The 26,122-nt window shown below is 43.6% G+C and carries 23 protein-coding genes, 1 tRNA gene and 2 other annotated features; of the genes, 22 read left to right on the forward strand and 2 right to left on the reverse strand.

The window, feature by feature from the left end; translation table 11 throughout:
- Positions 1–60 precede the first annotated feature (60 nt).
- Complete coding sequence (locus EYS13_RS02755) at positions 61–609, forward strand: helix-turn-helix domain-containing protein (protein WP_227765709.1); 549 nt, start codon at positions 61–63, stop codon at positions 607–609.
- Between the two features lie 46 nt (positions 610–655).
- Here the strand turns inward: EYS13_RS02755 and EYS13_RS02760 are convergent, their stop codons facing one another.
- Positions 656–955 (reverse strand): hypothetical protein, encoded by a 300-nt coding sequence (locus EYS13_RS02760; RefSeq protein ID WP_227765711.1) that lies wholly within the window; start codon positions 953–955, stop codon positions 656–658.
- A 95-nt stretch (positions 956–1,050) separates the two neighbouring features.
- On the reverse strand, positions 1,051–2,154 hold the full coding sequence (locus EYS13_RS02765) for a PRK06851 family protein (protein WP_227765713.1): 1,104 nt from the start codon (positions 2,152–2,154) through the stop codon (positions 1,051–1,053).
- Between the two features lie 569 nt (positions 2,155–2,723).
- On the opposite strand from EYS13_RS02765, the gene EYS13_RS02770 reads away from it, so the two are divergent.
- From EYS13_RS02770 to rplT, 21 genes are all read left to right on the forward strand, one after another.
- Positions 2,724–3,308 (forward strand): ANTAR domain-containing response regulator, encoded by a 585-nt coding sequence (locus EYS13_RS02770; RefSeq protein WP_227765715.1) that lies wholly within the window; start codon positions 2,724–2,726, stop codon positions 3,306–3,308.
- A 136-nt stretch (positions 3,309–3,444) separates the two neighbouring features.
- A complete protein-coding gene (locus tag EYS13_RS02775) occupies positions 3,445–4,491 on the forward strand; it encodes an IS30 family transposase (protein ID WP_227764481.1) in 1,047 nt (348 codons plus the stop codon).
- Between the two features lie 377 nt (positions 4,492–4,868).
- Positions 4,869–6,188 carry a glutamine synthetase family protein gene (locus tag EYS13_RS02780; RefSeq protein ID WP_227765717.1) on the forward strand — a complete coding sequence of 440 codons (1,320 nt, stop codon included), beginning with the start codon at positions 4,869–4,871 and terminating at the stop codon, positions 6,186–6,188.
- A 52-nt stretch (positions 6,189–6,240) separates the two neighbouring features.
- A complete protein-coding gene (locus tag EYS13_RS02785; RefSeq protein ID WP_227765719.1) occupies positions 6,241–7,818 on the forward strand; it encodes an FMN-binding glutamate synthase family protein in 1,578 nt (525 codons plus the stop codon).
- A gap of 256 nt (positions 7,819–8,074) precedes the next feature.
- The gene (gene glnA, locus EYS13_RS02790) at positions 8,075–9,397 is read left to right on the forward strand and encodes a type I glutamate--ammonia ligase (protein ID WP_227765720.1); all 1,323 of its coding nucleotides are present in this window, start codon (positions 8,075–8,077) and stop codon (positions 9,395–9,397) included.
- A gap of 167 nt (positions 9,398–9,564) precedes the next feature.
- Positions 9,565–10,143, forward strand: coding sequence for an ANTAR domain-containing response regulator (locus EYS13_RS02795; protein WP_227765723.1), 579 nt, complete (start codon positions 9,565–9,567; stop codon positions 10,141–10,143).
- Positions 10,144–10,414: 271 nt separating this feature from the next.
- A complete protein-coding gene (gene asnB / locus EYS13_RS02800; protein WP_227765724.1) occupies positions 10,415–12,262 on the forward strand; it encodes an asparagine synthase (glutamine-hydrolyzing) in 1,848 nt (615 codons plus the stop codon).
- A 204-nt stretch (positions 12,263–12,466) separates the two neighbouring features.
- Positions 12,467–13,597, forward strand: a complete 1,131-nt coding sequence (locus tag EYS13_RS02805; protein WP_227765727.1) for a class II glutamine amidotransferase — start codon at positions 12,467–12,469, stop codon at positions 13,595–13,597.
- A gap of 206 nt (positions 13,598–13,803) precedes the next feature.
- Positions 13,804–15,306: a glutamate synthase-related protein gene (locus EYS13_RS02810; protein ID WP_227765729.1), complete on the forward strand. Its 1,503-nt coding sequence runs from the start codon at positions 13,804–13,806 to the stop codon at positions 15,304–15,306.
- An 11-nt stretch (positions 15,307–15,317) separates the two neighbouring features.
- A complete protein-coding gene (locus tag EYS13_RS02815; protein WP_227765731.1) occupies positions 15,318–15,770 on the forward strand; it encodes a 4Fe-4S dicluster domain-containing protein in 453 nt (150 codons plus the stop codon).
- A gap of 87 nt (positions 15,771–15,857) precedes the next feature.
- The gene (locus EYS13_RS02820; protein ID WP_227765734.1) at positions 15,858–17,123 is read left to right on the forward strand and encodes an NAD(P)/FAD-dependent oxidoreductase; all 1,266 of its coding nucleotides are present in this window, start codon (positions 15,858–15,860) and stop codon (positions 17,121–17,123) included.
- Positions 17,123–17,863, forward strand: a complete 741-nt coding sequence (locus tag EYS13_RS02825) for a GltB/FmdC/FwdC-like GXGXG domain-containing protein (RefSeq protein WP_227767776.1) — start codon at positions 17,123–17,125, stop codon at positions 17,861–17,863. The genes EYS13_RS02820 and EYS13_RS02825 overlap by 1 nt, the downstream gene beginning before the upstream one ends.
- A 92-nt stretch (positions 17,864–17,955) precedes the next feature.
- Positions 17,956–19,338, forward strand: coding sequence for a dihydrolipoyl dehydrogenase (gene lpdA / locus EYS13_RS02830; RefSeq protein WP_227765736.1), 1,383 nt, complete (start codon positions 17,956–17,958; stop codon positions 19,336–19,338).
- A gap of 17 nt (positions 19,339–19,355) precedes the next feature.
- On the forward strand, positions 19,356–20,225 hold the full coding sequence (gene lipA / locus EYS13_RS02835; RefSeq protein WP_227765738.1) for a lipoyl synthase: 870 nt from the start codon (positions 19,356–19,358) through the stop codon (positions 20,223–20,225).
- A 136-nt stretch (positions 20,226–20,361) separates the two neighbouring features.
- A tRNA-Val gene (locus EYS13_RS02840) sits at positions 20,362–20,438 on the forward strand.
- 157 nt (positions 20,439–20,595) lie between these two features.
- Positions 20,596–21,474, forward strand: a complete 879-nt coding sequence (gene ytxC / locus EYS13_RS02845) for a putative sporulation protein YtxC (protein WP_227765740.1) — start codon at positions 20,596–20,598, stop codon at positions 21,472–21,474.
- A 181-nt stretch (positions 21,475–21,655) separates the two neighbouring features.
- Complete coding sequence (locus tag EYS13_RS02850; RefSeq protein WP_227765742.1) at positions 21,656–22,264, forward strand: DUF445 domain-containing protein; 609 nt, start codon at positions 21,656–21,658, stop codon at positions 22,262–22,264.
- A 79-nt stretch (positions 22,265–22,343) separates the two neighbouring features.
- Positions 22,344–22,562, forward strand: a binding site (T-box leader).
- A gap of 152 nt (positions 22,563–22,714) precedes the next feature.
- Positions 22,715–24,619 (forward strand): threonine--tRNA ligase, encoded by a 1,905-nt coding sequence (gene thrS / locus EYS13_RS02855; protein ID WP_423055315.1) that lies wholly within the window; start codon positions 22,715–22,717, stop codon positions 24,617–24,619.
- Between the two features lie 114 nt (positions 24,620–24,733).
- Positions 24,734–24,855 (forward strand) — a sequence feature (ribosomal protein L20 leader region).
- Positions 24,856–24,910: 55 nt separating this feature from the next.
- Entirely contained in the window at positions 24,911–25,423 is a 513-nt protein-coding gene (infC, locus tag EYS13_RS02860; RefSeq protein WP_227767779.1) for a translation initiation factor IF-3, read from the forward strand.
- A gap of 38 nt (positions 25,424–25,461) precedes the next feature.
- Positions 25,462–25,659: a 50S ribosomal protein L35 gene (gene rpmI, locus EYS13_RS02865; protein ID WP_227765747.1), complete on the forward strand. Its 198-nt coding sequence runs from the start codon at positions 25,462–25,464 to the stop codon at positions 25,657–25,659.
- Positions 25,660–25,690: 31 nt separating this feature from the next.
- Complete coding sequence (gene rplT, locus EYS13_RS02870) at positions 25,691–26,050, forward strand: 50S ribosomal protein L20 (RefSeq protein ID WP_227765749.1); 360 nt, start codon at positions 25,691–25,693, stop codon at positions 26,048–26,050.
- Positions 26,051–26,122: the final 72 nt, after the last annotated feature.

Below are 26,122 nucleotides of genomic sequence, written 5' to 3' on the forward strand. Positions count from 1 at the left end.
TTTAATATGATAAATTAAATTTAATAATACTAAAAAAATAAGACAGTACGAGGGGGAGCCATGGAAAGCGTTGGCAGAAGGATTAGAGCACTAAGAAAGAAAAAGGGGTTAAATTTACAAGACATGGCCTCGAAGTTGAATTTATCCGTTTCTTACTTAAGTCAACTGGAAAATGGCCGTGCAAATATTAGCGTAGCGTTGTTAAAAGACATTGCCTCAATTTTGGAAGTGCCTTCAGTATTTTTTTTACTTGAAGAAGAGACCAAGCCATTGGTCAAAGTGATTCGCAAAAATGAGCGACATGAATATATACGTAACAATGAAAAAGTTACTATAAATGTTTTGTTTGCCACGGAGAATGAGAAGTTGCAATCTAGTATAATTAATATTCCACCGGGCATGGATACAGGTAAACCAAGCTGTCATTATGGCGATGAATTTACCTATATAATTGAAGGAGAAGTAGAAGTGGTGCTGGATGAGAAGGATGTTTACAGATTGAGTCAAGGAGATGTAATTTACTATCCGGCCCATATACCTCACCGCTGGGTAAATGTCGGTGATACAATAGCCAGAGTTATGGCTACCGCTACTCCTGCTAGTTTTTAAAAAAGTTAAGGACACTCTGAATAGGGTGTCCTCTGTTATTTAGTTTTTATTTGTTTGTATTTTCCGGAATGCTTTGAGTTGAATAGACATCCGTGGGATAATAATAATCGGTAACTTTAATTGGGCGGGCTGCTTCCGCAATTTCAGCCCATAATTTCTGTTCCAACCAATCTTCATGTAATTCCAGCCCGGTATCGGGTTCGCGCGTGTAAAATTTGTTGGTAGGCAAACCTAACTGTTTTGCCCATGTTTTATCCAAAACGATGGTCAACTCCACCGAGTTATTATTCTTGGCAGCCATAACTTCATACGAACCACTGGTATTAAAAAGCGATTTTATGGGCATGCTTTAACCCTCCCGTTGAGATTACGTTATTAACATGCCCAATAACTGCAGTGATTAAACAAGCCGAGTAAACTGAGGGTTAAATGGTAAATATGCTAAATTTCGGCGGCATAGTTCAGGATACGCTGGTAAATTTTTTCCCGGCACGAATTGATTTTATTAAAGTCCATATTGGGAATATAATATTCCTCCAACTTGTCGTGGTTTGCTTTAGCCCGTGCAATGTAAGCTACAGCGCGGTCAAAAGCGCTTTGATATCTGCCCTTTGCCTCTGCTAAATCTTCCTGGAAAGGCGACAGGGCTGCTTTGTTAACGTAGTCTGTTGTATTCACAACGGTATCTGCTGAGTTGGTTTGGTAAAGATGCGGTTCGGAACTCGTCACGATAGCTACTCCTAGTTCGGGAATGAGCAGGTGCTCCAGCTTGGAAGGAACTAAGGAACAGTGGTAGGCCTCCACATCATAGCCAAGCTGTAATGCAGTGCGGTAAATCTTTTCTACAATTGTAGATTTTCCGGTACCTGGTTCTCCGGTCAGGACGTACCGTTTGTTCATACCGTTGAAGATTGTTTCAAAGTAATTGCAAGGGCCTTTAGGGGTGATACCGGAGGCGAACAGGTGGCGCTCCTTTGGTATAAGCCCGGCTGAAACGCCCGGGAAGATTTCAGAGATGAGTTCCAGGGCGATTTTATTTAAACCGGCTATGTTCAATGCGCCGCTGTCCTGGTAGTAGCTTTCAATTTCATCATTCAGCAGTTTGGCTTGAGCCAAGTAACCGTAAGCCCTGCGAAAACATCTAGCCACTTCTTTATTGATGCGCAAAATCGCTTCTTTATTTTTGCGCATTTTTTCTTCATTCCAATAGTCACCTAGGTGGATAATCTCATCAACTGCACCTGGATTTTTAGGGTCGACAATATGAGGAGCGGTGCCATCGATTAAGGCAATGCCGATTTGTGGGATTACAACTCCATCAATGGAACCGTTATCCGAGGAACAGCAGTGATATTCCACATTGTAACCTTGTTCTAGCATTTGCTCTCCGAGGTATTTCATAAACGTAGATTTCCCTACACCGGGACCCCCTTTAATAACCAGGATTCGTCTGGCTTCAGGGGAAATTATGTAGTTATAGAAAGAGTAAAAACCTTCCGAAGTGTTTCCCCCCGGAAAAACTTTTTTCAAATGTCCTCTTTGCATAATTGAAAAACCTCCATTTCTTTTTTATGGGCAAGATTTTTACCTCTAGGTAATTAATGTGCACTAACTATTTCTGCTTTATATTATTAACATAAGTTAAGTAATGTGATAGCTGCTAATAAATTTTTTGCTTACTTTGCCATACATCACAGCTCCAAAGCTGGTGGGCACCTTCAACAGTTGGCTTTATGTCACAAATGTAGTAGTGTATAGGGCTGAGCTGCCAAACTCTGTTGCCCTATGCTCCATGATGAAAAGCCGTCTCCTGCTTAGATTTTTTTAAATCATGAGTCGGCTTTTCTGCTTTTCTCGTCAATTTTTCTGCTAAACTGGAAAATTTTTTACCTACCGACATTGACGTTAATTCCTTTATCGGCAATGTGCGTGAGAGGTATCACTTAGTCTATCAGTACAATATGCAGAAGAGGGTGCGGTGGTCACTAAAAGTACAGTAAATTTAGCTGCTAAAAATGCTGCAAATTATTTATTACTTAGCAAGCCAAAATGTTTCTCTTGTCAAGGTATGATAAAATAATATGAATAAGTATTTAATCTGGTTAGGTGGTTAAATGTTCGGGTTAAAGGTTGTAGTTGCAGATCACGACGAGGGACATCGCGTTAATATCAAAGAGAATTTAAGCCAGGCAGGTGCTATAATTGTGGGAGAAGCAGATGACGGGAGAAAGGCGGCGCGGCTGATCTTCGAGCTGCAACCCGATTTGGCTGTCATTGATACCGACCTGCCTTTACGGGATGGCCTTGAAATAGCCCGAGTAGTAAATGAGCAAAAAGGATGCCCGATAATCTTAGTGACGGGGAATTTCAGATGGGATTTGCTTGAGCAAGCTAAAGAAACGGGGGTTTATAGCTTGCTAATTAAGCCAGTGGCGCCAAACAATTTACTAATTGCGGCCGAATTAGCTGTAAATTTACATTTGCGTTTTGTTAACATTGAGCAAGAAAAAAATAGATTAGCAGATAATTTGGAAACCCGTAAACTGGTGGAAAAAGCAAAAGGTTTGCTAATGCTTGCCAAGAAAGTTGGTGAAGAAGAAGCTTATCATATGATGCGGAAACTTAGCCAAGATAAATCTAAATCAATGAAACAAATAGCCAAAGAAGTTATAAAAATTTTGGGATCAAAATATGATTAAAAATGATTAAAAAATACTGTATGGTTCATTGTAAAATTAAATGCAACAGGTAAAATACAGTAAAAAAATAAACAACCATAGTGAGAAATCATGTATGATTTAGGTGTCTACTCCAAACATACAGGAGGTCTCTACTATGGCTGTTCAATCCAAGTCTACCACAACTGTACGTTCTTTTAAACACCTAAGTGTTTTTGAACGAGGTCAGATTGCCGCTCTCTTAAAAGAAGGTAAAACTCAACGTTATATTGCTAACAAGTTAGGTCGCTCACCAAGTACAATTAGTCGCGAAATTAAAAGAGGAACCACAATTCAAAGGCGTTCGGATTTATCAACTTATGAAGAATATTTTCCCGAAACTGGACAGGCAATATATAAGAAAAACCGTATGAACTGTGGGGCAAAGTGCAAGCTGGCTCAGGTTGAAGATTTTCTGAAATTTGCAGAAGATAAGATACTGCACGAAAAATGGTCGCCAGATGCAGTTGCCGGTTCTTGCAAACGAGATCCTAAATGGCAAGATGCTACCATTGTTTGCACCAAAACTTTGTATAGTTACATAGACCAAGGGTTGCTAACAGTCCGAAATATTGATTTAAGCCTTAAACTTAGATTAAAGCCTAAAAGTAAAAGGGTTCGTCAGAACAAACGCATCATGGGAATAAGTATTGACCAAAGACCAGAAGAAGTACAACAACGCCAAACTTTTGGTCATTGGGAAATTGATACTGTAGTAGGTAAACGAGCAAATGATTCAGTTATTTTAACCCTAACTGAACGAAAAACCCGCCACGAGCTGTTATTTCTCTTGGATACAAAAGACAGTAATGCTGTTAATAATGCACTTTTAGAGCTTAAGAATTACTACGGTGAGCAAATTTCCAACGTATTTCGTACTATTACAGCAGACAACGGTTCCGAATTTAGTGAGCTATCCGAAACCATGAAACCATTAGGAATTGAAGTTTACTTTTCTCATCCTTATTCCTCCTGGGAACGAGGAACCAATGAACGTCATAATGGGCTTCTACGCCGTTTTGTACCTAAAGGAAAAGCCATTAAGGAATTTTCAGCAGCAACGATAGAGCGCATACAGCACTGGCTAAATAAGCTTCCACGTAAAATATTAGGTTATAAAACGCCAGAAGAATGTTTCCGTGAGGAGCTATCCAAAATAGCTTAAGCCCTCCTTCTTGGGGGATTATAGAGCTCATTTGATGGTAGTCAAGGGTAAAGACTTCGTCTTGCCTAGCGGCAACCCTTGACAACCCTCTGCATTCGCTCAATAAAGTAGCCAAGAAGGGCTTAAAGATGGATATTATTCTTTAAAACCTAAAATCATGATGATTCTCACTAGAGGTGTTGCATTTAATATTGCAATTTAGAAATGATTAAAAAATACTGTATATATAAAAAATAGTTGCATATTTTAATAACTTAAATTATACTAAAAGCAAACGGTATAGAAAAGGGCGACGAAGCCTTAAACAGGTAGCTGTTGACTACCTGTTTAAGGCTTTATTATTTTTTATCCGCCTAAAAAAAACTGGCTTGTAAAGGATGGTCAAGTTGTTTTCTAAGGAAGATGTTTTAAAAAAAGCGGAAGAATATCATGTGAAATTTGTCAGGCTGCAGTTTACCGATATTTTCGGAGTTTTGAAAAATGTAGCTATTACGGTAGAAGATTTGCCAAGGGCATTGGATGGTCTGATACTTTTTGACAGTTCAGCGGTAGACGGAATAGTGACTGAAGGAGAAACTGATATCAGACTTATACCCGATCCCGATACTTTTGTAATTTTCCCCTGGCGCCCAAGGGAGGGTGCTGTTGCCCGACTCATATGCGATGTAGCTAAAATTGATGGTACTCCCTATCCCGGATGTTCAAGGGGTATCTTAAAGCAAACACTTAAGGAAATGGCTGATAATAATTTGAACCTCTATGCCGGGTCAAGGGCCGAATTTTTTATGTTTAAGGTTAACGAGTCAGGACAGCCAACAATAATACCACACGACCTGGCGGGCTACTGCGATCTTACTCCGCTGGATTTGGGAGAAAATGCCCGCAGAGAAATGGTGCTTACTTTGGAAGAGATGGATATTGAAATTGGCTCTTCCCACCATGAACTGGCACCCGGGCAGCATGAAATTGTTCTAAAAGCCGATGGAGCTCTGGCAATGGCTGATAAAATAGCTACCATGCGGTTTGTAGTAAGGACTATCGCTCAGCGACACGGTCTCCATGCATCTTTTATGCCTAAACCCATTGAAGGAGTCAGCGGTTCTGGGATGCATCTGCACTTAACTCTTTTCAGCGAGTTTACTAACATCTTTTTCGATGCTGGGGTCAGCAATAAACTTAGCGACAACGCGCAACATTTTATGGCCGGTATTTTAGAGCATGCAAGGGCTATAACTGCTATCACCAATCCTTTAGTCAATTCTTATAAGAGGTTGATTCCCAATGATACTGCACCACGTTTGCGTGGGTGGTCTATAGGAAACAGGGCTACGATGTTAAGAGTGCCTGGTGAAACGGGAGGTGAGGTTTGGATTGATGTACGCACGCCCGATGGGGCATGCAATCCATATTTGGCATTAGCTGTGTTGGCTCAAGCTGGCTATGAAGGAATGAGGCAGGAATTGCCTTTAAGCAAACCATTGGAGTGTAAGCCTGGTTCCTTGTTTAAGACACAAAATATCTTTTTACCGTTAAATTTAGGAGAGGCTTTGGAATCTTTGCATAAGGACAAGATGATCAGCAAAGTGTTGGGGAAGCATGTTATGGGATTTATTCAAAAAGTGAAACAGGCGGAGTGGAACCGGTATCAGGAAGCAGTTCATCCTTGGGAGGTCAATGAATATTTGAGCAGGTACTAAAAAATTATCATAATAATTTGGGAGAGTTAAAAAGGAGACTGGAGGAGATAAGGTGAGTTTTAGTAGAGGTATTAATGCCAGTGAGGCCACTAAAACAAAAAACAGAACAGGGAAGGATGTATGTCCCTATAGTGGGATGTGTGTTACTTGTTTGGACGGTTGTATAGGCTGGTGTGAAGTAGGTAAATCAGCTGTGCGAGGTAAAGAAGTACTTTACCCCCAGCCTTTCGGTACTACAACTTCTGCTTCTCAAAAGGATTATCCTGTGGACTATTCCCATTTTAATGTCATGGGTACTGCAGTGGGCGCATATGGTATTGAAGCAGATAGTGATAAAGCTATCTTTCCTGCAGTCGATATAACAAGCTCCATTGGAGCCCAAGATAAAATCAGGCTTCGGGTTCCTGTAGTTATCGCCGCTATGGGTTCTACTGCGGTTGCAGCTGATAACTGGGATCACCTAGCAGCGGGCGCAGCTTTAGCGGGGGTGGCAATTGCTATCGGGGAAAACGTTTGCGGTATGGATCCTGACCTGGAATTAAAAAACGGACGGGTAAAACATTCTCCTAACCTGGCGAAAAGAGTGAAAGCCTTTAAGGATTATTATCAAGGCTATGGCACCATTGCGGTACAGGCAAACGTGGAAGATACACGCTTGGGAGTTCAGGAATATGCCATTGAAAAACTTGGAGTAGAAGCCGTAGAAATTAAATGGGGCCAGGGAGCCAAGGATATTGGAGGGGAAGTAAAGTTAAACTCTTTGGAAAGAGCCCTCCAGCTCAAGAAAAGGGGTTATATCGTGCTGCCTGATCCTGAGGATAACCGCGTGCAAGATGCATATCACAGCGGAGCTTTTAAGGAATTTGAGCGCCATTCCAGAATCGGTATGGTCACGGAAGAAGGTTTCCATGCACGGGTCGAAGAACTAAGGCGGGCCGGTGCCAAATATATATTTTTGAAAACAGGTGCCTATAGGCCTGCCGATCTGGCCAGGGCCGTTAAATTTGCTTCCGATGCAAAGATCGACTTATTAACTGTCGATGGTGCCGGTGGAGGTACAGGTATGAGCCCCTGGCGGATGATGAATGAATGGGGTGTACCTACGGTATATTTACAAGCTCTTTTAACCAAATATTTGGATAAGTTGCAAGCCAAAGGGGCTTTTATACCCAGCGTAGCCATTGCAGGGGGCATCGCCCTGGAGGACCAGATGTTTAAAGGATTTGCCCTTGGGGCTCCTTATGTAAAAGCTATTGGTATGGCCCGTGCACCTCTTACAGCGGCTATGGTCGGCAAGGTAGTCGGCGAAAAGGTTAAGGAAGGAGCTATACCTGCCGAGTATAAAAAATATGGTGATAAATTGGAACAGGTGTTTATTCTGGCTTCGGAGCTGAAGGAAAAACTGGGTGAAGATTTTGAACGCTTACCGGCTGGGGCTATCGGTGTTTATACCTATTTTGAACGTCTTGGCCAAGGGCTTAAACAATTTATGTGCGGGGCCAGAAAATTTACTTTAGACTATATTAGCCGCAATGATTTGGCTGCATTGACACCGGAAGCCGCACAACTAAGCGGAATTAGGTATATAATGGAATTGGACCACGAAGAAGTGGAAAAAATACTGGCTTGATGGAACTAGACAAAACTGACTTAAGTCTGGCATAACAGCTGCTAGGCTTAATTTTTTTTATAAAAGCTACATTATTTTTTATCTAAATTTTATAACTAGAAGCAAAGCAGTTAATTTTTGGATAAACAGAGTTGCATGATGAAACGGATAGTGCTATACTAAAGTCAGCTTTAAGGCAACGAAGCCTACAAGAATGGACTTACCATTCTTGTGGGCTTTTTATTTGCTTTTTCATTTAAGAAAGGAGGCAGAATATATGACCAACGAAGAAGTTTTAAAGTTAGCCGAGGAGATGGAGGTTAACTCTATCCGGCTGCAGTTTACCGACATCTTTGGCATTTTAAAAAACGTTGCCATTCCCAGGGAACAGCTCTCTAAAGCGCTGGAAGGAGAGCTAATGTTTGACGGTTCATCCATCGACGGTTTTGTTCGAATTGAAGAATCGGATATGTACCTAAAACCCGATCCCAACAGCTTTGCTATTTTTCCCTGGCGTTCTCCGGAGGGCAACATCGCGAGACTAATTTGTGACATTTATAATTCTGACGGCACACCTTTCGAGGGCTGTCCACGTTACGTACTAAAAAGGGCGCTGGCCGAGGCAGCCGAACTTGGTTACTCCATGTATGTAGGCCCGGAAGCTGAATTTTTCCTGTTCAACACTGATGAAAAAGGACATCCCACACTGCATACCCAGGATAATGCCGGTTACTTTGACTTGTCACCGGTTGATTTAGGGGAAAACTGCAGAAACGATATTTCTGCGGCGCTGCAGAAAATGGGTTTCGAGATTGAAGCTTCTCATCACGAAGTAGCGCCAGGTCAGCACGAAATTGATTTTAAATATGCTGATGCGCTGACTACCGCTGACAATGTTGTGACGTTTAAATTTGTGGTCCGGACAATTGCCCAGCGTCATGGGCTGCACGCCACATTTATGCCAAAGCCCATAGCGGGCATAAATGGTTCGGGAATGCATGCCAACCAATCCCTGTTTAAAGATGGAGCAAATGCTTTCTACGATCCTGAAGGCCCATTAGGTTTAAGTGAAGTGGCTTACTATTATATCGGAGGGCTCTTAAAACATGCTCGGGCTATGGCGTCAATTACCAACCCCACCGTCAATTCTTACAAACGGTTGGTGCCAGGCTATGAAGCTCCGGTTTATCTAGCTTGGTCAGCTTCCAACAGGAGCCCCTTAATTCGCATCCCTGCCAAAAGAGGCGCTTCCACAAGAATCGAACTTAGAAACCCGGACCCGGCCTGCAACCCTTACTTGGCTTTTGCAGTGATGTTGAAAGCAGGACTAGATGGGATCAAAAACAAGATAACCCCGCCGCCGGCCGTGGACACAAATATTTACAACCTGGATAAAGCTACCCGGGCGGATTTAGGCATTAGCAGCCTGCCGGGGGATTTAAACGAAGCCATCAAGGAACTTAAACAGGATGAAGTTATCAAAGAGGCTCTGGGCTCCCACGTTTATCAGCGTTTTGTTGAAGCAAAACAAATCGAATGGGAATCCTATAAAATGCAGGTACATGCCTGGGAGATTGAACAATACCTGACAAAATTTTAATTAAAACTTGTGAATATTTCCCGCCTCCCGACGGAACCGTGAGGTATACTGAATTAGTACACCCTGGTTCCGTCTATACCTTTCAGTTTATACTAGTACTAGATTTTAAATGCTTCCGGTACTTCATTCTCTTTGAGTGTTGGACTTTGAGGGTAAGGGGTTTTTTTATGGTGTTGCATAAAATATTCCTGGCTATTAGTGATACGCGGACCGCTAATAAAACTAAAAGTTTACTGCAAAAAAACGAATATGCTATCAGCGGAGAAGCCAAAGATGGGCCGGGCGCAATACGCCTTGTCCGCGCACTCCTACCCGATTTGGTTATCCTGGACAGTGAACTTCCCGGACTTAGTACTATACAAACGCTGGAATCTTTAGCCGACTTAGATATACCTATAGTATTACTAGTGAGAGATTGGCGGCAGGATTTGATCCAGCAGAGCCGAAATTATAATGTTATGGCTTATTTAGCGCGACCGGTCGAAGAGCTCACTTTGCTGCCAGCGGTAGAAACAGCGCTGCTTAATTCCCAAAAAATAAAAGAACTTGGTCAAGAAATCAAAAAATTGAAGCAGGACTTGCAAATCAGGAAGCTAGTAGAAAAAGCGAAAGGTTTGCTAATGCATAAATTCAAGCTTACAGAAGATGAAGCGTATGTCTTAATGCGCAAAAAAGCTATGGATAATTCCCTGACCTTACGTCAAGTAGCAGAAGCAATAATAAAAAAGCTGAATGTAACTAAATAAATCTAACGGTATTGATTCTCTTCCAGACAATAGCCGGTCGGATTAAAAGTTACGCACACTTTCTGGAATAGCATATTGTAGGATATATTTCAGCCCATAAAATACAACGTTAACCTGTGTTAAATGTTAATACACAAAAACATTTAACACAGGTTAACTTTTTGTTTTTTATTGCATATTTATATAACAGGTCACTGCAGTGCCTTGGCTGCGTTGCCAAAAGGAAATGGTTTTTAAAATTGCACAGCAGTTTAAAGGGGGCTGAAAGAATATGTGTGGTATAACCGGCTGGATTGACTGGGAAAATGACTTAACCCAGCAACGTCAAATTATTGAAAAAATGACTTCCACTTTAATTAACCGTGGCCCGGATGCCGAGGATATATGGCTTTCCTCCCGCGCGGCTTTGGGTCATAGGCGTCTCTCAGTCGTAGACCCTGCAGGAGGATCCCAACCAATGGCTCGCCAGATGGGTGACCGAAACTATATTATTGTTTATAACGGAGAACTGTACAATACTGCTGAGTTACGGCGGGAGTTGGAAATGAGAGGGCATACCTTTCGCAGCCAATCTGATACCGAAGTGCTGCTGGTTTCGTACATTGAGTGGGACAGCGGGTGTCTGGAACGTTTAAACGGCATCTTTGCCTTTGCTATCTGGAACGAAAGGGAACAAATTTTATTTATGGCCAGGGACCGTATGGGCGTAAAACCTCTGTTTTACACTGAAAGGGCAAGTGCTTTCCTTTTCGCAAGTGAACAAAAAGCCCTCTTAGCCCACCCAGCTGTTCAGCCAGTGGTGGATGCTGACGGATTAGCTGAAATATTCGGATTAGGTCCGGCACGCACGCCAGGTCACGGAGTTTTTAAAGGTATTTCGGAACTGCGTCCTGGTCATTGTTTAACATATAAGCGTAATGGTATCTTTATTAGACGTTACTGGAATTTAGTGAGTCACCCCCACGAAGACGATCTGGATACCACCATCCGGAAAGTTCGCGAACTGGTAGAGGACTCTATCACAAGGCAATTGGTAGCTGACGTACCCGTTTGCACATTCCTGTCGGGAGGCTTAGATTCCAGCGCTATCTCGGCTTTTGCAAGCCATGCTTTTAAAAGTGAAGGCCGAGCACCTCTGCATACTTACTCAGTAGACTACCAGGATAATGAGCACTACTTTAAGGCCAATGATTTTCAGCCCAACTCAGACGCGCCATGGGTAAAACGGATGTCTGATTTTCTGGGCACCACACATCACTATATCACTATTGATACTCCGCAGTTGGCCGGAGCCTTAAAAGCGGCAGTCTTGGCTCGTGACTTGCCGGGCATGGCTGATGTGGACTCCTCACTATATCTTTTCTGCCGGGAAATAAAAAAAGAAGCTACAGTAGCCTTGTCGGGTGAATGTGCCGATGAAGTGTTTGGCGGTTACCCTTGGTTTCACCGGAAAGAAGACTTAAGAGCTGATACTTTTCCCTGGTCTCAGTCTCTGCGGAACCGTGCTTTATTGCTTTCTCCTTATTTACGACAAAGAGTCAACCTGGAAGATTATGTGGCGGACCGTTACCGGGAAACCCTGGCGGAAGTACCCCTTCTTCCTGGTAAAGACCCACAGGAGGCCCGCAGGCGGGAAATGCTTTACCTAAACATGGTTTGGTTTATGCAAACCTTACTGGACCGCAAAGACCGCATGAGTATGGCAACCGGCCTGGAAGTGAGAGTGCCTTTTTGCGACCATCGGCTGGTGGAATATGTTTGGAACATTCCTTGGTCAATGAAAACCTGCGACGGTATGGCAAAGGGGATACTGCGACGGGCTCTGATAGGTATTTTACCCCCGGATGTGCTCCAGCGGCCTAAGAGCCCTTATCCCAAAACTCACAATCCGGCCTACCTGGATGTAGTGAGCAACCTATTGCTGGATATCCTCAATGAACCTTCTTCACCTCTGCTCCAGTTAATTAATGTGGATTATATTCAATCCATGCTCGATTGCGGAGAAGACAGCTTTAATCGTCCCTGGTTTGGCCAATTGATGACTGGTCCTCAGCTTTTTGCCTACCTTGTTCAGGTTAATACGTGGCTTAAGGAATATAAAGTAGCCATTCATCTTTAAGTAATATTGAATGCTAATTACAAATGTTTAACAAAAATTAACTATTGTAATCTGAATAACTTCTGCTATAATTTAAGAAAACGGTATAGCAGTTAGGGCGATGACGTCCATGAAAATACGCCAAAGGCGTATTTTCATGGACGTTTTTTGTTTTCTATACTTAATTTCAGTCTAAAAAAACAAGCAGGGAAAGGGGACTTACCAATGTTACAACGGGAAGGAGAAATCAGAATACCTTCCGGCTGCGCAATCAGCGGGATAATGAATCGCCAAGGCAAGGTGTTTTCCGGCCAGGATATTATGAAATCCATTGCCCTGATGCGGGATCGTTCCAACGGTTTGGGTGGCGGCTTTGCCGCTTACGGGATTTACCCGGAATACAAAGAATTTTATGCTTTGCATATCTTCTATGAAAACATCAAAGCCAAGGATGAGACAGAGCAGTATTTGAGTACGATGTTTCGCATTGAAGATTCCGGTAAAATACCTACCCGTAAGGTAAAATCCATTACCAACACTCCTCTGATCTGGAGGTACTTTGTACTACCGAAAACAGATATGTTAGCGGAACTTGAATTGGATGAAAAAGAACTGGTTGTCCAGGCGGTTATGACAGTCAACAGTGAGTTTCCCGGAGCCTATGTTTTCTCCAGCGGTAAAAACATGGGAGCTTTTAAAGCTGTTGGCTACCCGGAAGAGGTGGGAGAGTTTTACCGTCTGGATGAGTACAAAGGCTATGTCTGGACAGCTCACGGGCGTTTCCCCACAAATACCCCGGGCTGGTGGGGCGGGGCCCATCCCTTCACTTTGCTGGACTGGTCCATTGTCCATAACGGTGAAATATCCTCTTACGGCGCTAATAAAAGATACTTGGAAATGTTTGGCTACAAGTGTATGTTGCAGACGGATACAGAAGCCATCACTTATATTTTTGATTTATTGCTCCGCAGACACGGGCTGCCATTGGATGTGGCTATTACTGCAGTAGCGGCGCCATTATGGTCCCAAATTTCCAGAATGGAGCCTGAAAAGCAGGAACTGGTGAAAGCTATCAGGACCGTTTACAGCCCCCTTTTGATCAACGGGCCCTTTTCCATCATTTTGGGCAGCAGTCAAGGCTTTGTAGCCTTAAATGACCGGCTTAAACTGCGTTCTCTGGTAGCCGCAACCAAAGGTGACTTTCTGTACGTAGCCAGCGAGGAGTCCGCTATCCGGGAAGTTTGCCCTAAACCGGAAAAAGTATGGGCGCCAAGAGGCGGTGAGCCGGTTATCGGGCTCTTGGAAAACACTGGCGAGTATACTGCAACCGAAGCTTTACATGTTATAAGCGCTTAAAGTTAGTCGTTAGTCCTTAGTTTCGTCAGTTGCCAGTCACCGAACGCCAGTCCCCAGTGTTGAAGACCATATTAAGTCTTAACACTGCTAACTGAGGACTAGGGACTTTGCGGAGCCCGTTACTGAGGACTAAGGGCTCAAAGCTCGTTTGTCAAAGGCCGATTGAAATGATTTAGATATATTAGTTCATAGAAAGAGGGTTAATAATGACACTAAGCTACACTACACCGGCTTTTCTAATCGAACGTAATAAAGATAGATGTATTGACTGCCAGGTTTGTGTACGGCAGTGCGCTAACTCCGCTCATAAATGGGATGCGGAAGAAGAAAAAGTTGTTTCTGATGATTCCCTGTGCGTTAACTGCCACCGCTGCGTAGTGATGTGTCCCACCAGGGCGCTTTCCATACGTAAATTTCCCCTGGAATACAGGGAAAATGCCCATTGGACTGCGGCCACAATCACTAACATTTACCGGCAAGCAGAAACCGGCGGGATTCTCCTGACAGGTATGGGGAACGACAAGCCATACCCCGTTTACTGGGACCGTATCTTGCTTAACGCCAGTCAGGTGACCAATCCGTCTATTGACCCGCTGCGGGAGCCAATGGAGGTGAAGACTTTCCTCGGCAGGAAACCGGATTGCTTAAAAGTCAAGGACGGGAAGCTGGCAGAAAAGCTTCCTCCCCAGCTGGAACTGGATGTGCCGGTGATGTTCTCCGCCATGTCCTTCGGATCTATCAGCTTAAATGCTGTTAAATCCTTAGCCCGGGCAGCGGAAATGGAGGGAACCTTTTTTAATACAGGCGAAGGCGGCTTACACCAGGAGTTAGTTAAATTTGGCAGAAATGCCATTGTGCAGGTTGCTTCCGGCCGCTTTGGCGTGCATCCCGAATACCTGGAGGCCGGCGCAGCTATTGAAATAAAAATAGGTCAGGGCGCTAAACCCGGGATCGGGGGGCACCTGCCCGGAGAAAAAGTGGGCAAGGAAGTTTCCCAGACTAGAATGATTCCGGAAGGGACCGACGCCATCTCGCCGGCACCACACCACGATATTTACTCCATTGAGGATCTTCGGCAGCTGATTTATTCCTTAAAGGAAGCTACTAATTATGAAAAACCTGTATCAGTGAAAATTGCCGCAGTGCATAACGTGGCTGCCATTGCTTCGGGGATTGTCCGGGCTGGCGCCGATATGGTGGTAATCGACGGTTTCCGGGGAGGTACCGGCGCCGCACCTTTGATGATCCGTGATAATGTGGGTATCCCTATCGAATTGGCCTTAGCGGCTGTTGATTCACGCCTGCGCAGCGAAGGGATCCGGCATCTTGCTTCTCTGGTGGTAGCAGGCAGCATTCGGAACAGTGCCGATGTGGTTAAAGCCGTAGCCTTGGGTGCCGATGCCGTATATATTGGCACCGCCGCTTTGCTATCTTTAGGTTGCCACTTATGTCAAAAATGCTATACCGGCAAGTGCAACTGGGGTATAGCCACTCAGGACCCCCAGCTTGTTAAAAGGTTAAATCCTGAAATAGGCGCTGAAAGGGCTGCCAACTTGCTCCGTGCCTGGAAACATGAAATTAAGGAGATGCTGGGCGGAATGGGTATCAATGCCCTGGAAAGCCTGCGCGGAAACCGCTTGATGCTGCGCGGCATCAATCTCTCTGACCGGGAGCTAAATATTTTAGGTATTAAAGCGGCTGGGGAATAGGAGGTCAGACAATGAAAAAAGTTTATGCCAAGGAAGAGTACTGCGTAGGATGCAGACTTTGCGAAGTACACTGTGTGGTTGCCCACTCCAAATATCCAAACGATATTATTAAGGCATTCAAAAAGGATACCAATCGCCCTTTGCCCAGGGTAATTGTGGAAGAAGAACGGCCAGTTTCTTTTGCCCTGCAGTGCCGGCATTGCGATTATGCATACTGCACTAAAGCCTGTATTACCGGGGCTATGCGGAAGGACCCGGTGACAGGGATTGTCACAAATGATGAAGAGAGATGCGTGGGCTGCTGGACTTGCATCCTTGCTTGTCCTTTCGGTGCTATCAAAAGAGATGAGTCAGGTCATAAAGTTGCATCCAAATGCGACTTGTGCAGCCAGACAGCTTTAACTCCCGCTTGCGTAGAGCACTGTCCTAACGGGGCTCTGCTTTTTGAAGAACGGGACAACTAAAGTCACCAGTCGCCAGTCCTTACTCCCCAGTTTGCGAGGCGGTTTGGAACTATCACATACTGTTGATTGTTGAAGAGGGGGAATAACATGAACTACGTAATCATAGGGAATTCGGCTGCTGCTGTCGGGGCGGTTGAAGGCATCAGAAAAATAGATCAGACCGGGAAAATAACCCTTATTTCCGATGAGCCTTATCATACCTATTCCCGGCCTTTAATCTCCTATTACCTGGCCGGAAAAGTTACAGAGGAAAAAATGCTCTATCGGGAAAGAGATTTCTATGAGAAAAATAAGGTTACGGCCTTGTTAGGTGAAAAAGCAGTTGCAATCGATCCGGAAAGGAAGACTGTGCAACTGGCAAACGAAAAACAAATTCCTTACGATAAGCTTTTAATAGCCACAGGGGGAACCCCTTTTATCCCGCCTATAGAGGGGTTGGACAAAGAGGGCATTTATACCTTTATCAAACTTGATGATGTCAAGAAAATCAAAGGGGTTGCAAAAAAAGGCGCAAAAGCGGTTATTGTCGGTGCCGGTTTAATTGGTCTCAAGGCCGCCGAAAGTTTGGCCAAGCTGGGCGTAGAAATAACCATTGTAGAATTGGCGAACAGGGTGCTCAGCGCCATTTTAGATGAAGAAGCAGGCCAAATTGTCCAAAAGCATTTAACCGGTCAAGGAATCAAGCTGGAACTGAATACCACCGTACAAAAAATAGAGGGTGGAAGCCATGTCACAGGTGTAACTTTAAAAGACGGCCGGCAGATAAACTGCGATTTTGTAATTCTTGCCATTGGTGTCAAGCCTAACACTGCAGTGGTTGAAAATTCGCCGGTTAAAGTAAACCGGGGCATAGTAGTTGATGCTTACATGCAGACCAATGTTCCCCATATCTATGCCGCGGGTGACGTTGCTGAAGGGTACGATCTGGTATATGGACAAAAAAGGGTTCTGCCCATCCTGCCCAATGCCTACAGGCAAGGGGAAACGGCAGGGCTGAATATGGCGGGCCATCATGTGAGCTACACCGGCGGTTTTGCCATGAACGCTATTGAGATTTTCGGGCTGCCCATGCTGACCTCAGGAATTATTGCTCCGCAAGGGGATAGCTATGAAGTGTTGGCCAATATTGATCCGGAAAAAGCTGCTTACAGGAAAATAGTGCTAAAGGATAATATAGTGTCCGGCTTTATTCTTTTAAATAAGGTGGACAGGGCAGGTATACTTACCGGCTTGATCAGCCAGCAAGTTAATGTGGAGACATTCAAGGAAGATTTGTTGAATGATAATTTCGGCTATATCCACTTGCCGGAGGAGCTGAGAAAAAGCCGTATGTTGAAGGGAGTGGAGGCTTGATGGTAAATATTGATGCTAAGGGAATTTATTACGCCGACTTAAACAGGAATATCCGTCAGACTTTACTCGACGGCGCCAAGGAGATCTTCTTGAAAAATGTTAACGGGCAGAGGTATATCGGCACGGGAATAAGCGGTAAGCAGAGAATAACCATCGATGGTACGCCTGGCAATGACATGGCCGCCTATATGGACGGCCTTACTCTAATCGTTAACGGCAACGCTCAGGATGCTATTGCCAATACAATGAACGACGGCACAATTGTGATCCATGGCAGCGCAGGAGATACTACCGGTTACGCTATGCGGGGCGGAGAAATCTACGTGCGGGATAACGTGGGGTGCCGGGTCGGCATCCACATGAAAGAATATAAAGACAAAGTGCCCGCTATTGTCATTGGGGGTAAAGGCGGCGATTTCTTCGGGGAATATATGGCCGGAGGAGTGCTGATACTTTTAGGACTTAACCTGAAAGACGGTGAGGAAATAGTGGGGGAATACTGCGGCACCGGCATGCATGGGGGCGTAATGTATATCCGCGGGGAAGTTGAACACTACAAGTTAGGCAAGGAAGTCAAAAGCGTTGAAATGGCTCAAAAAGACTATGAAGTATTGGGAAAATATGTGACCAAGTATTGTGCCTATTTCGGCGGGGATCCTGATGAAATCCTCAGCACCAAATTCAGTAAATTGATTCCGTTTAACAAAAGGCCTTACGGCAATCTATATGCGGGCGTGTAATTCATCCGGTTTTATTGAATTTGCCTAACCCCAATGGTATAATTTTTCTAAAGTTCAAAAAATGCCTCTGGATTAAAGAAAGGGTGTTGTAGTTGAGCTACGAGCTAATCGTAATCGGAGGGGGCCCAGGGGGTTATGTTGCTGCTATCAGGGCAGCCCAACTGGGAGCTAAGGTTGCTGTAGTGGAAAGAGATGCGGTGGGCGGAACTTGTCTTAACAGGGGATGCATACCTACTAAAGCTTTAATAGCCAGTACGTCTACCTTGGCCAATATAAAACATGCCGCCGATTTTGGCATTAAGGTTGATGGTTTTAGTGTGGATTTCAGCCAAATTATGGCCAGAAAAGATGCTATAGTTAAGCAGTTGATTGGCGGTATAAATTACTTATTTAAAAAGAATAAAGTTGACTTAATTACCGGTACTGCTAAACTTCAAGGAGCCGGTAAAGTAGAAGTTGCCAAAGCTGATGGTACTACTGAACTTTTGGAGACGAAAAACATTATTTTGGCAACCGGCTCCGAGCCGGCTTTGATCTCCGCTTTGGGGTATAATGGGAAAACTGTAATCACCAGCAATGAGGCTCTGGAATTAGAGGCGATTCCCGAGAGTTTACTGGTAATTGGCGGAGGGGTAATAGGCTGTGAATTTGCCACCATTTTTGCCGAGCTGGGAACCCAAGTGACCATTGTTGAAGCTATGCCTTCTATTTTACCTTTGATCGACCAGGAGTTAACCCGAAGGTTAACAACTATTCTTAAGAAAAAAGGCATAACTGTTAGGACCAACGCCATGATTAAATCGGTGAGCCAAGCAAATGACGGCATGGTGGCTGTGCTTGAAAGTGGTGAGGAAATCACTGCGGAAAAAGTGTTAATTTCAATTGGCAGGACTTTCAATACCAAAGGCTTAGGTTTGGAGGAAGCAGGGGTTGCTCTAGGGCCCAAAGGTGAAATCCTGGTCAATGAATACTTAGAAACTAATGTTCCTGGGATTTACGCTATAGGGGATGTAACCAACAAAATTCAGCTTGCCCATGTAGCCAGTTCCCAGGGTATAGTTGCAGTGGAAAATATTTTTGGCGCAAAGAAAAAAGCTATGGACTACTCTGTGGTCCCAAGCTGTATTTTTACATCACCGGAAGTTGCCAGCGTAGGTATTTCCAGCCAGGATGCGGAAGCCCGGGGCTTAAATGTTAAGATAGGTAAATTTCCTTTCCAAGCCAGTGGCAAGGCCCTATGTATCGGTGAAACCGATGGTTTGGTTAAATTTATTGCCGATGCTGAGAACGACAAAATTTTAGGTGTCCATATTTTAGGGCCTCATGCTACGGACCTTATTGCCGAAGCGGCTCTGGCTATTCGCATGGGGGTCACGGCGGAACAATTAGCAACAACAATCCATGCCCATCCCACATTGGCTGAAACTTTAATGGAAGCTGCAGAAGGAGTTCATGGAAAGACTATACATGCCTAATAATTGGAGGATTTTATATGCCGTCTAGATTCCCTGCGTGGATGAAACGAAAACTGCCTGCGTCAGCCAATATAGCCGCAACGAAAGAGATACTGGAGAAGCTGGGGCTCAACACTGTCTGTCAGAGTGCTATCTGTCCCAATATGGGCGAGTGTTTTGCCAATAAGACTGCTACTTTCATGATCCTTGGCAACGTTTGTACCAGAAACTGTCGTTTTTGTGCCGTGGAGGGAGGACATCCGGCAGTTGTCAACCCCCAGGAAGCTGAAAATGTGGCTGAAGCGGCTAAGCAGCTGGGCCTGAGACATGTAGTAGTAACTTCTGTAACCAGGGACGATCTGCCCGACGGAGGTGCAGGGCATTTTGCGGCTACGATTACTGCTATCCGGAAAAAACTGCCTAAAGCGGTCATAGAAGTGTTGACCCCTGATTTCAAAGGCGATGAGACTGCAATTAAAACAGTTACAGAAGCAAAGCCCCATATTTTTAATCATAATATTGAAACAGTCCCAAGGCTTTACCCGTCAGTTCGTCCGCGGGCGGACTACCGGCGCAGTTTGAATTTGCTGGACAGAGTAAAACATTATGGTCCTGGCATTTTCACTAAATCAGGACTTATGGTTGGGTTGGGTGAGAGCAATGAGGAAGTCTTGCAGACATTACAAGATCTACGGTCTGTTGGCTGTGATATAGTCACTATCGGCCAATACCTCCAACCGTCTCGCCGGCATTTAGAAGTACATGAATATGTCTCCCCGGAAACTTTTGCTGAGTATAAGGCTATTGGCGAAAGTTTAGGTTTTAAATATGTAGCTTCGGCTCCCTTTGTGCGTAGCTCTTTTAATGCCAGGGAGTTTTCGGAACTTTATATGATGCAAAGCTCGTAACGAACAGCGCCTGGGTTCATTCCCGGGCGCTATCCTTTTGCTATATCATAGCTAATAATTTCCGCCCAGCAGCCCTTGACAAAAGTATTGTCACGCGGCATAATATAAAAGTAGCTTTTGCCGAACAAGATAATATGGGCCTATAGCTCAGTTGGTTAGAGCGCTTGCTTGACATGCAAGAGGTCTCCCGTTCAAGTCGGGATAGGCCCACCATAAAAAGGGATTAGCACGGTTTTATACCCGTGTTTTTTTGTTTATAATAGCTGTTACCGGTAACCTAGGGTTGTTGAAAATAGATCAAAGTATTTCCCAATTGTATACAAATAATATCCCACACATATAATAGTACCAGGAGAAAGGGGTGAAAACGATGTCGCAGATTTCTATTGCCAGTTCAAAACACATCGATTTCATCCGCAATAGACTTGATGATGAGTTCAAGTTGTTGCAGGCTGAAGGTGTGAATATAAATCTTCAGGAAAAAGCCAGGGGAGATTACACCTTTCTGGGATGCAATATGTCACAAGACAATAAGGCACTTACTTGCCCAGACCATATTCTTTTAAAGCACTACATCGCTAAAGTCATTTCAGAAGTGATTGTAGCCAGATGGGAAGAACACCTGGTTAGGGGAATAGTGAAAAACCATTATTACTATTTCAACGAGGAAGAACGTCAAAACATTCTGGAACGGGCTCAGGAGATTTTGGCCCGGGAAGATGAGGTACCAAGAAAAAATAAGATACTATTAAAAATCGTGGATTATCTGGAGTCCCACGATGACTTGATTTTAGACGGGTTTATCAAATTTAGGCTTAAAGAATATCTAAATGAGTTGGAAGAAGCTGTAGACCAGGCGGTAGACGATTTTTTAATGGAAAAAGAGTATAATGAGTTTATTCGTTTACTGCGCTATTTTGTTGAAATTCAGGAACCCAGGGTTGAAAAGGTGAATGTACTTTTAAAACCATCAGGCTATTTTCAATTGTACGATGGCAATGAAAATATCATCACCAACGAATACTTAGAGGGATTTATAGTTGATTTGCCGGAAGGAGATATAAATTACGAAGATCTGCTCATCAGCACGCTCATTACTATTGCTCCGCGACAAATCGTGCTGCACCTGCCAGACCAAAACAAAGTAAAAAGTACAGTCAATACAATTAAAAGTGTTTTTGGCGAGAGAGTTACCATTTGTCCCGGCTGCAGCAGGTGTTTGAGTTCAAATCAGAAAAAAAATACTTAGTTTAAAGGCTCTGGTGCAGGGCCTTTTTCGTTGTCATCCATGAAATTATACTCGCATAAATATTGTGATAAATTAGGCATAAATGCTTTAGTTCCTCTCCTGGTAATCCACACTGCTCAAGGTTGCACATAGCCTCTAAATTTGCTATATTGCTAAATATAATAGTGAAGAGGGGCAAATCATGAAACTTACTTATCTTTCCATACCTTTGCTCGGTGCGGTAATTGGTTGGATTACCAATGTTTTAGCAATAAAATTAATTTTCAGACCTCATGAGCCGTGGAAAATTCCCCTAATCAACTACACCGTTCAAGGGTTGATTCCGAAAAGAAAAGAGGAAATTGCGAAAACCTTGGGAAAAGTAATAGAACAGGAGCTAATTTCCCTGGAGGATATTCTGGAGCATTTAAAAGCTAAAGAAATTCAGCAACAAGTTATAGAGGTAATAGTACCGCTCATCAGGCAAGCAGTTCTCAATCGGCTGCCTCCCCTTATACCGGTATCCTTGCGGGACATTTTAGCATCGGTCATTACGGAAATTCTTAGCCGTGAAGCCCCCGGACTTTTTAACCAATTTTCCACTGAATTGGCCGGGGAGATCAGGGAGCATTTGAGTTTTGCCCAGATTGTAGAAAACAAAATAATGCAGATGGATTGGTCAAGCTTGGAAAACCTTGTTTTGAGCTTGGCGCGCCGGGAACTGCGTCACATCGAGGTTTTGGGCGGTATTCTCGGTTTTCTGATTGGACTGGGGCAATTGTTTTTAATGCAGCTTTTCCCGGGCATTTGACATAGCTGTTTATGAGAGCTATAATTATTTACAGTTATAATTATAATTAACTATGCTACAAGCCCAATAAATTCATAATGAGGTTACGATGAAAGGGAGAGTAAACTGTTCCTAATGCCTCAAGAGAGGGGATACCTCGGCTGGAAGTTTCCCCAGGCATGTACAGTTGAAGACCACCCTGGAGTTCCGGGACGGAAACTTTAGTATGTTCCGGCGCGCTCTGGCGTTAAAAGAGTAAAGGGAGAAAAAGACAGTCTTTTTCTAACAAGAGTGGAACCGCGGTGCTGCCGTCTCTTAGCGAGGCGTGCAGCTTTTTTATTACAAGTAGGAAAGTATATTCTTCCTTAATTTATCACTTTCCTTTACGAGTAACAAAAAAAACTTCCTTGGTTTAGCATTATTCTATGCTCTTTTATTACCAAAGTCTAGAGGAGGTTGTTTGCAATGTCGATAGCTAAAGTCACTCTAAAAGACGGGTCAGTCCGGGAATTCCCTATTGGAACTACCATGGGAGAGGCTGCTGCCCAAATCAGTCCTAAATTGGGAAAAGAGGCTATAGTAGCTAAATGGAACGGTGAAGTGGTGGATTTATCTACACCTATCGCCGAAAATGGCAACTTGGAAATTTTAACTTTTGAAGATGAGGAAGGGCAGTGGGCATACCGCCACAGCAGCGCGCATATTTTAGCACAGGCAGTGCAGCATCTTTTTCCCGATGTGAAGTTCGGGATCGGCCCTGCCATAGCCAATGGGTATTACTACGATTTCGATACGGAACATGTTTTTACACCAGAAGATTTGGCTGCTATTGAGGCTGAAATGCAAAAGATAATAAAAGAGGACTATCCTTTTGTACGCAAGGTTGTCTCCAGGGAAGAAGCTTTAGACTTCTTCAGTGAGCGGGGAGAAAAATATAAAGTGGAATTGATCAGGGATCTGCCTGAGGACGCCGTGATCAGCATGTATCAGCAAGGAGACTTTACCGATCTCTGCGCAGGCCCCCATGTGCCGTCTACCGGCAAAATTAAGGCTATCAAACTCATGAGTTTAGCTGGGGCTTATTGGAGGGGCAGCGAAAAAAATAAAATGCTGCAGCGGATTTACGGAACATCATTCTTAAAAAAATCTCAGCTGGATGACTACCTCTATAAATTAGAAGAAGCTAAAAAACGTGACCACCGCAAACTGGGGGCTCAGCTGGGACTTTTTTCACTGCAGGAAGAAGGGCCGGGTTTCCCTTTTTTCCACCCCAAAGGGATGGTTTTACGTAACGAGTTGGAAAGATTTTGGAGAGAGGAACACCGTAAATGGGGCTACTTGGAAATCAGGACGCCAATTATCCTTAACCGGTCCCTTTGGGAAAGATCCGGTCACTGGGATCACTACAAAGAGAATATGTATTTTACCAAGATTGACGAAATGGATTTTGCCATTAAGCCCATGAATTGTCCGGGTGCAATGCTGGTCTATAAAACTGAGCAGCATAGCTACAGGGATTTCCCGTTACGCCTGGCAGAGATGGGCTTGGTGCATCGACATGAAAAATCAGGAGTACTCCATGGTTTAATGCGAGTAAGGGCTTTTACGCAAGATGATGCTCATATTTTTATGTTGCCTTCACAAATTACGGACGAAATTAAAAATGTCATTGATTTGGTAGATCAATTCTATAATATTTTTGGGTTTAAATATCATGTAGAGCTTTCTACAAAGCCTGAAAAAGCAATGGGTTCTGCAGAAATTTGGGAGCAGGCAACTGAAGCTTTACGCCAGGCTTTGGAAGAAAAAGGAATGGACTATATTGTCAACGAAGGAGATGGCGCTTTCTACGGTCCCAAAATTGACTTTCACCTTGAAGATTCGTTAGGTAGAACCTGGCAATGTGGCACTATCCAGCTTGACTTTCAGATGCCGGAAAAATTTGATTTAACTTACATTGCCGAAGACGGGCAGAAACATCGCCCGGTAATGATTCACCGAGTAGTTTTCGGAAGTATTGAGCGGTTTATCGGTATTTTAATCGAGCATTATGCCGGCGCTTTTCCCGCATGGCTTGCCCCGGTTCAGGTCAAAATATTGCCAATTACTGACCGCCAGCTGGATTATGCTTATCATGTAAAGAAACAGCTGGAAAGAGTGGGATTTAGGGTGGAAGTTGATGCCAGGAATGAAAAAATCGGTTATAAAATCCGGGAGGGCCAAATGGAAAAAGTTCCATATATGCTGGTTGTAGGTGATAAAGAAATGGCGGAAGGAACGGTGGCCGTAAGAAAAAGAGGCGTTGGTGATACAGGTGCCGTACCTGTTCAGGAGTTTGTCACTTTATTAAGCAAAGAAGTGGCAGAAAAGGAGTAAAATAATTTTAAAGCCATTCGTAAGCATTTAATTTCATATTGATCTGACCAAAAGTATTTGCTATAATTACAAAGAATTGAATAGTCAAGTTGGGTATATTATCTCTGCCCTACTCGCAACAAGCAGAAGCTATCCGCTTCTCACCTTATAGCTCGGGCTCATAAGGTTGGTTACAAGTACTGTAGTTTCACAGCTTTTTAGCGGATGGTTTATGCCATTCGTTTTTTTTTATTTGCTAGACGCTGGTGTATGGAGGCAAAAGGGCTTTTAAATAATTGGGGGTGAAAAATTATTAGTAAGGATTTAAGAGTTAATGAAGAGATCCGCGCTCGCGAGGTTCGACTGATCAATACTGACGGTGAGCAATTGGGAATCCTGCCGGTCAAAGAAGCTTTAAGGATTGCCCAGGATAAAGGTTTGGATTTGGTCGAAGTAGCTCCGGCTGCAAAGCCGCCTGTTTGCCGCATCATTGATTACGGTAAGTATCGCTATGAGCAAAGCAAACGGGAAAAAGAGGCGCGGAAAAATCAAAAAATAATCAATGTAAAAGAAGTTAAATTCCGTTTGGGTATTGAAGAACATGACTTTCAGGTAAAAGCGAAAAATGCCGCCAAGTTTTTAAAAAGTGGCGACAAGGTTAAAGTTACCGTCATGTTCCGGGGGCGGGAAATCTCCCACGCTGACCTTGGCAAAGCTATATGTACCAAACTAGCTAACCAGTTAAGCGATATAGCTGTAGTGGAGAAACAACCAAACGTTGAAGGCAGAAATATGACCATGATTCTTGCACCGAAACAAGACTAGTAATCATAATTTTAGAAGTACAAAGGGAGGAAAAATAAATGCCAAAAATGAAGACCCATAAGGGCGCTGCTAAAAGGTTTAAGGTAACCGGAAGCGGTAAATTCAAAAGAGCCCATGCTTTTAAGAGCCATATTTTAGAAAAAAAATCGCCTAAAAGAAAACGCAACTTAAGAAAGACTACAGTCGTTAACAAAGTTGACCAGCAAAGACTTGTTAGATTATTACCATATTCATAAAAAATATCGAATAAGTTAAGGAGGAACAACAATGGCTCGCGTAAAAAGAGGAGTTACAGCCCATCGTCGACATAAAAAAATACTTAAGCTGGCCAAAGGCTATAGAGGAGCAAAATCTAAACTTTTCAGACCTGCAAATGAACAGGTTTTAAAATCATTATCTTATGCTTATGCTCATCGCAAAAAACGGAAAGGCGATTTCAGGAAATTATGGATTGCCAGAATCAATGCTGCTGCCAGAATGAACGGTTTATCTTATAGCCGCCTGATTAATGGATTAAAACAAGCAGGAGTAGAGATCAATAGAAAAATGCTGGCTGAATTAGCTGTTCATGACCAGCAAGCCTTTGGTAAGCTGGTTAACGTAGCAAAAGAAAAATTAAACGCCTAAAAAGTGACTTTTAGTCACTTTTTTGGCTATTTAGAAAGTATAAATTTCACGGCGCATAAGGGCGACTAGGCT

This window comes from Zhaonella formicivorans, assembly GCF_004353525.1.
GTDB classification, from domain to species: Bacteria; Bacillota; DUOV01; order DUOV01; family Zhaonellaceae; genus Zhaonella; species Zhaonella formicivorans.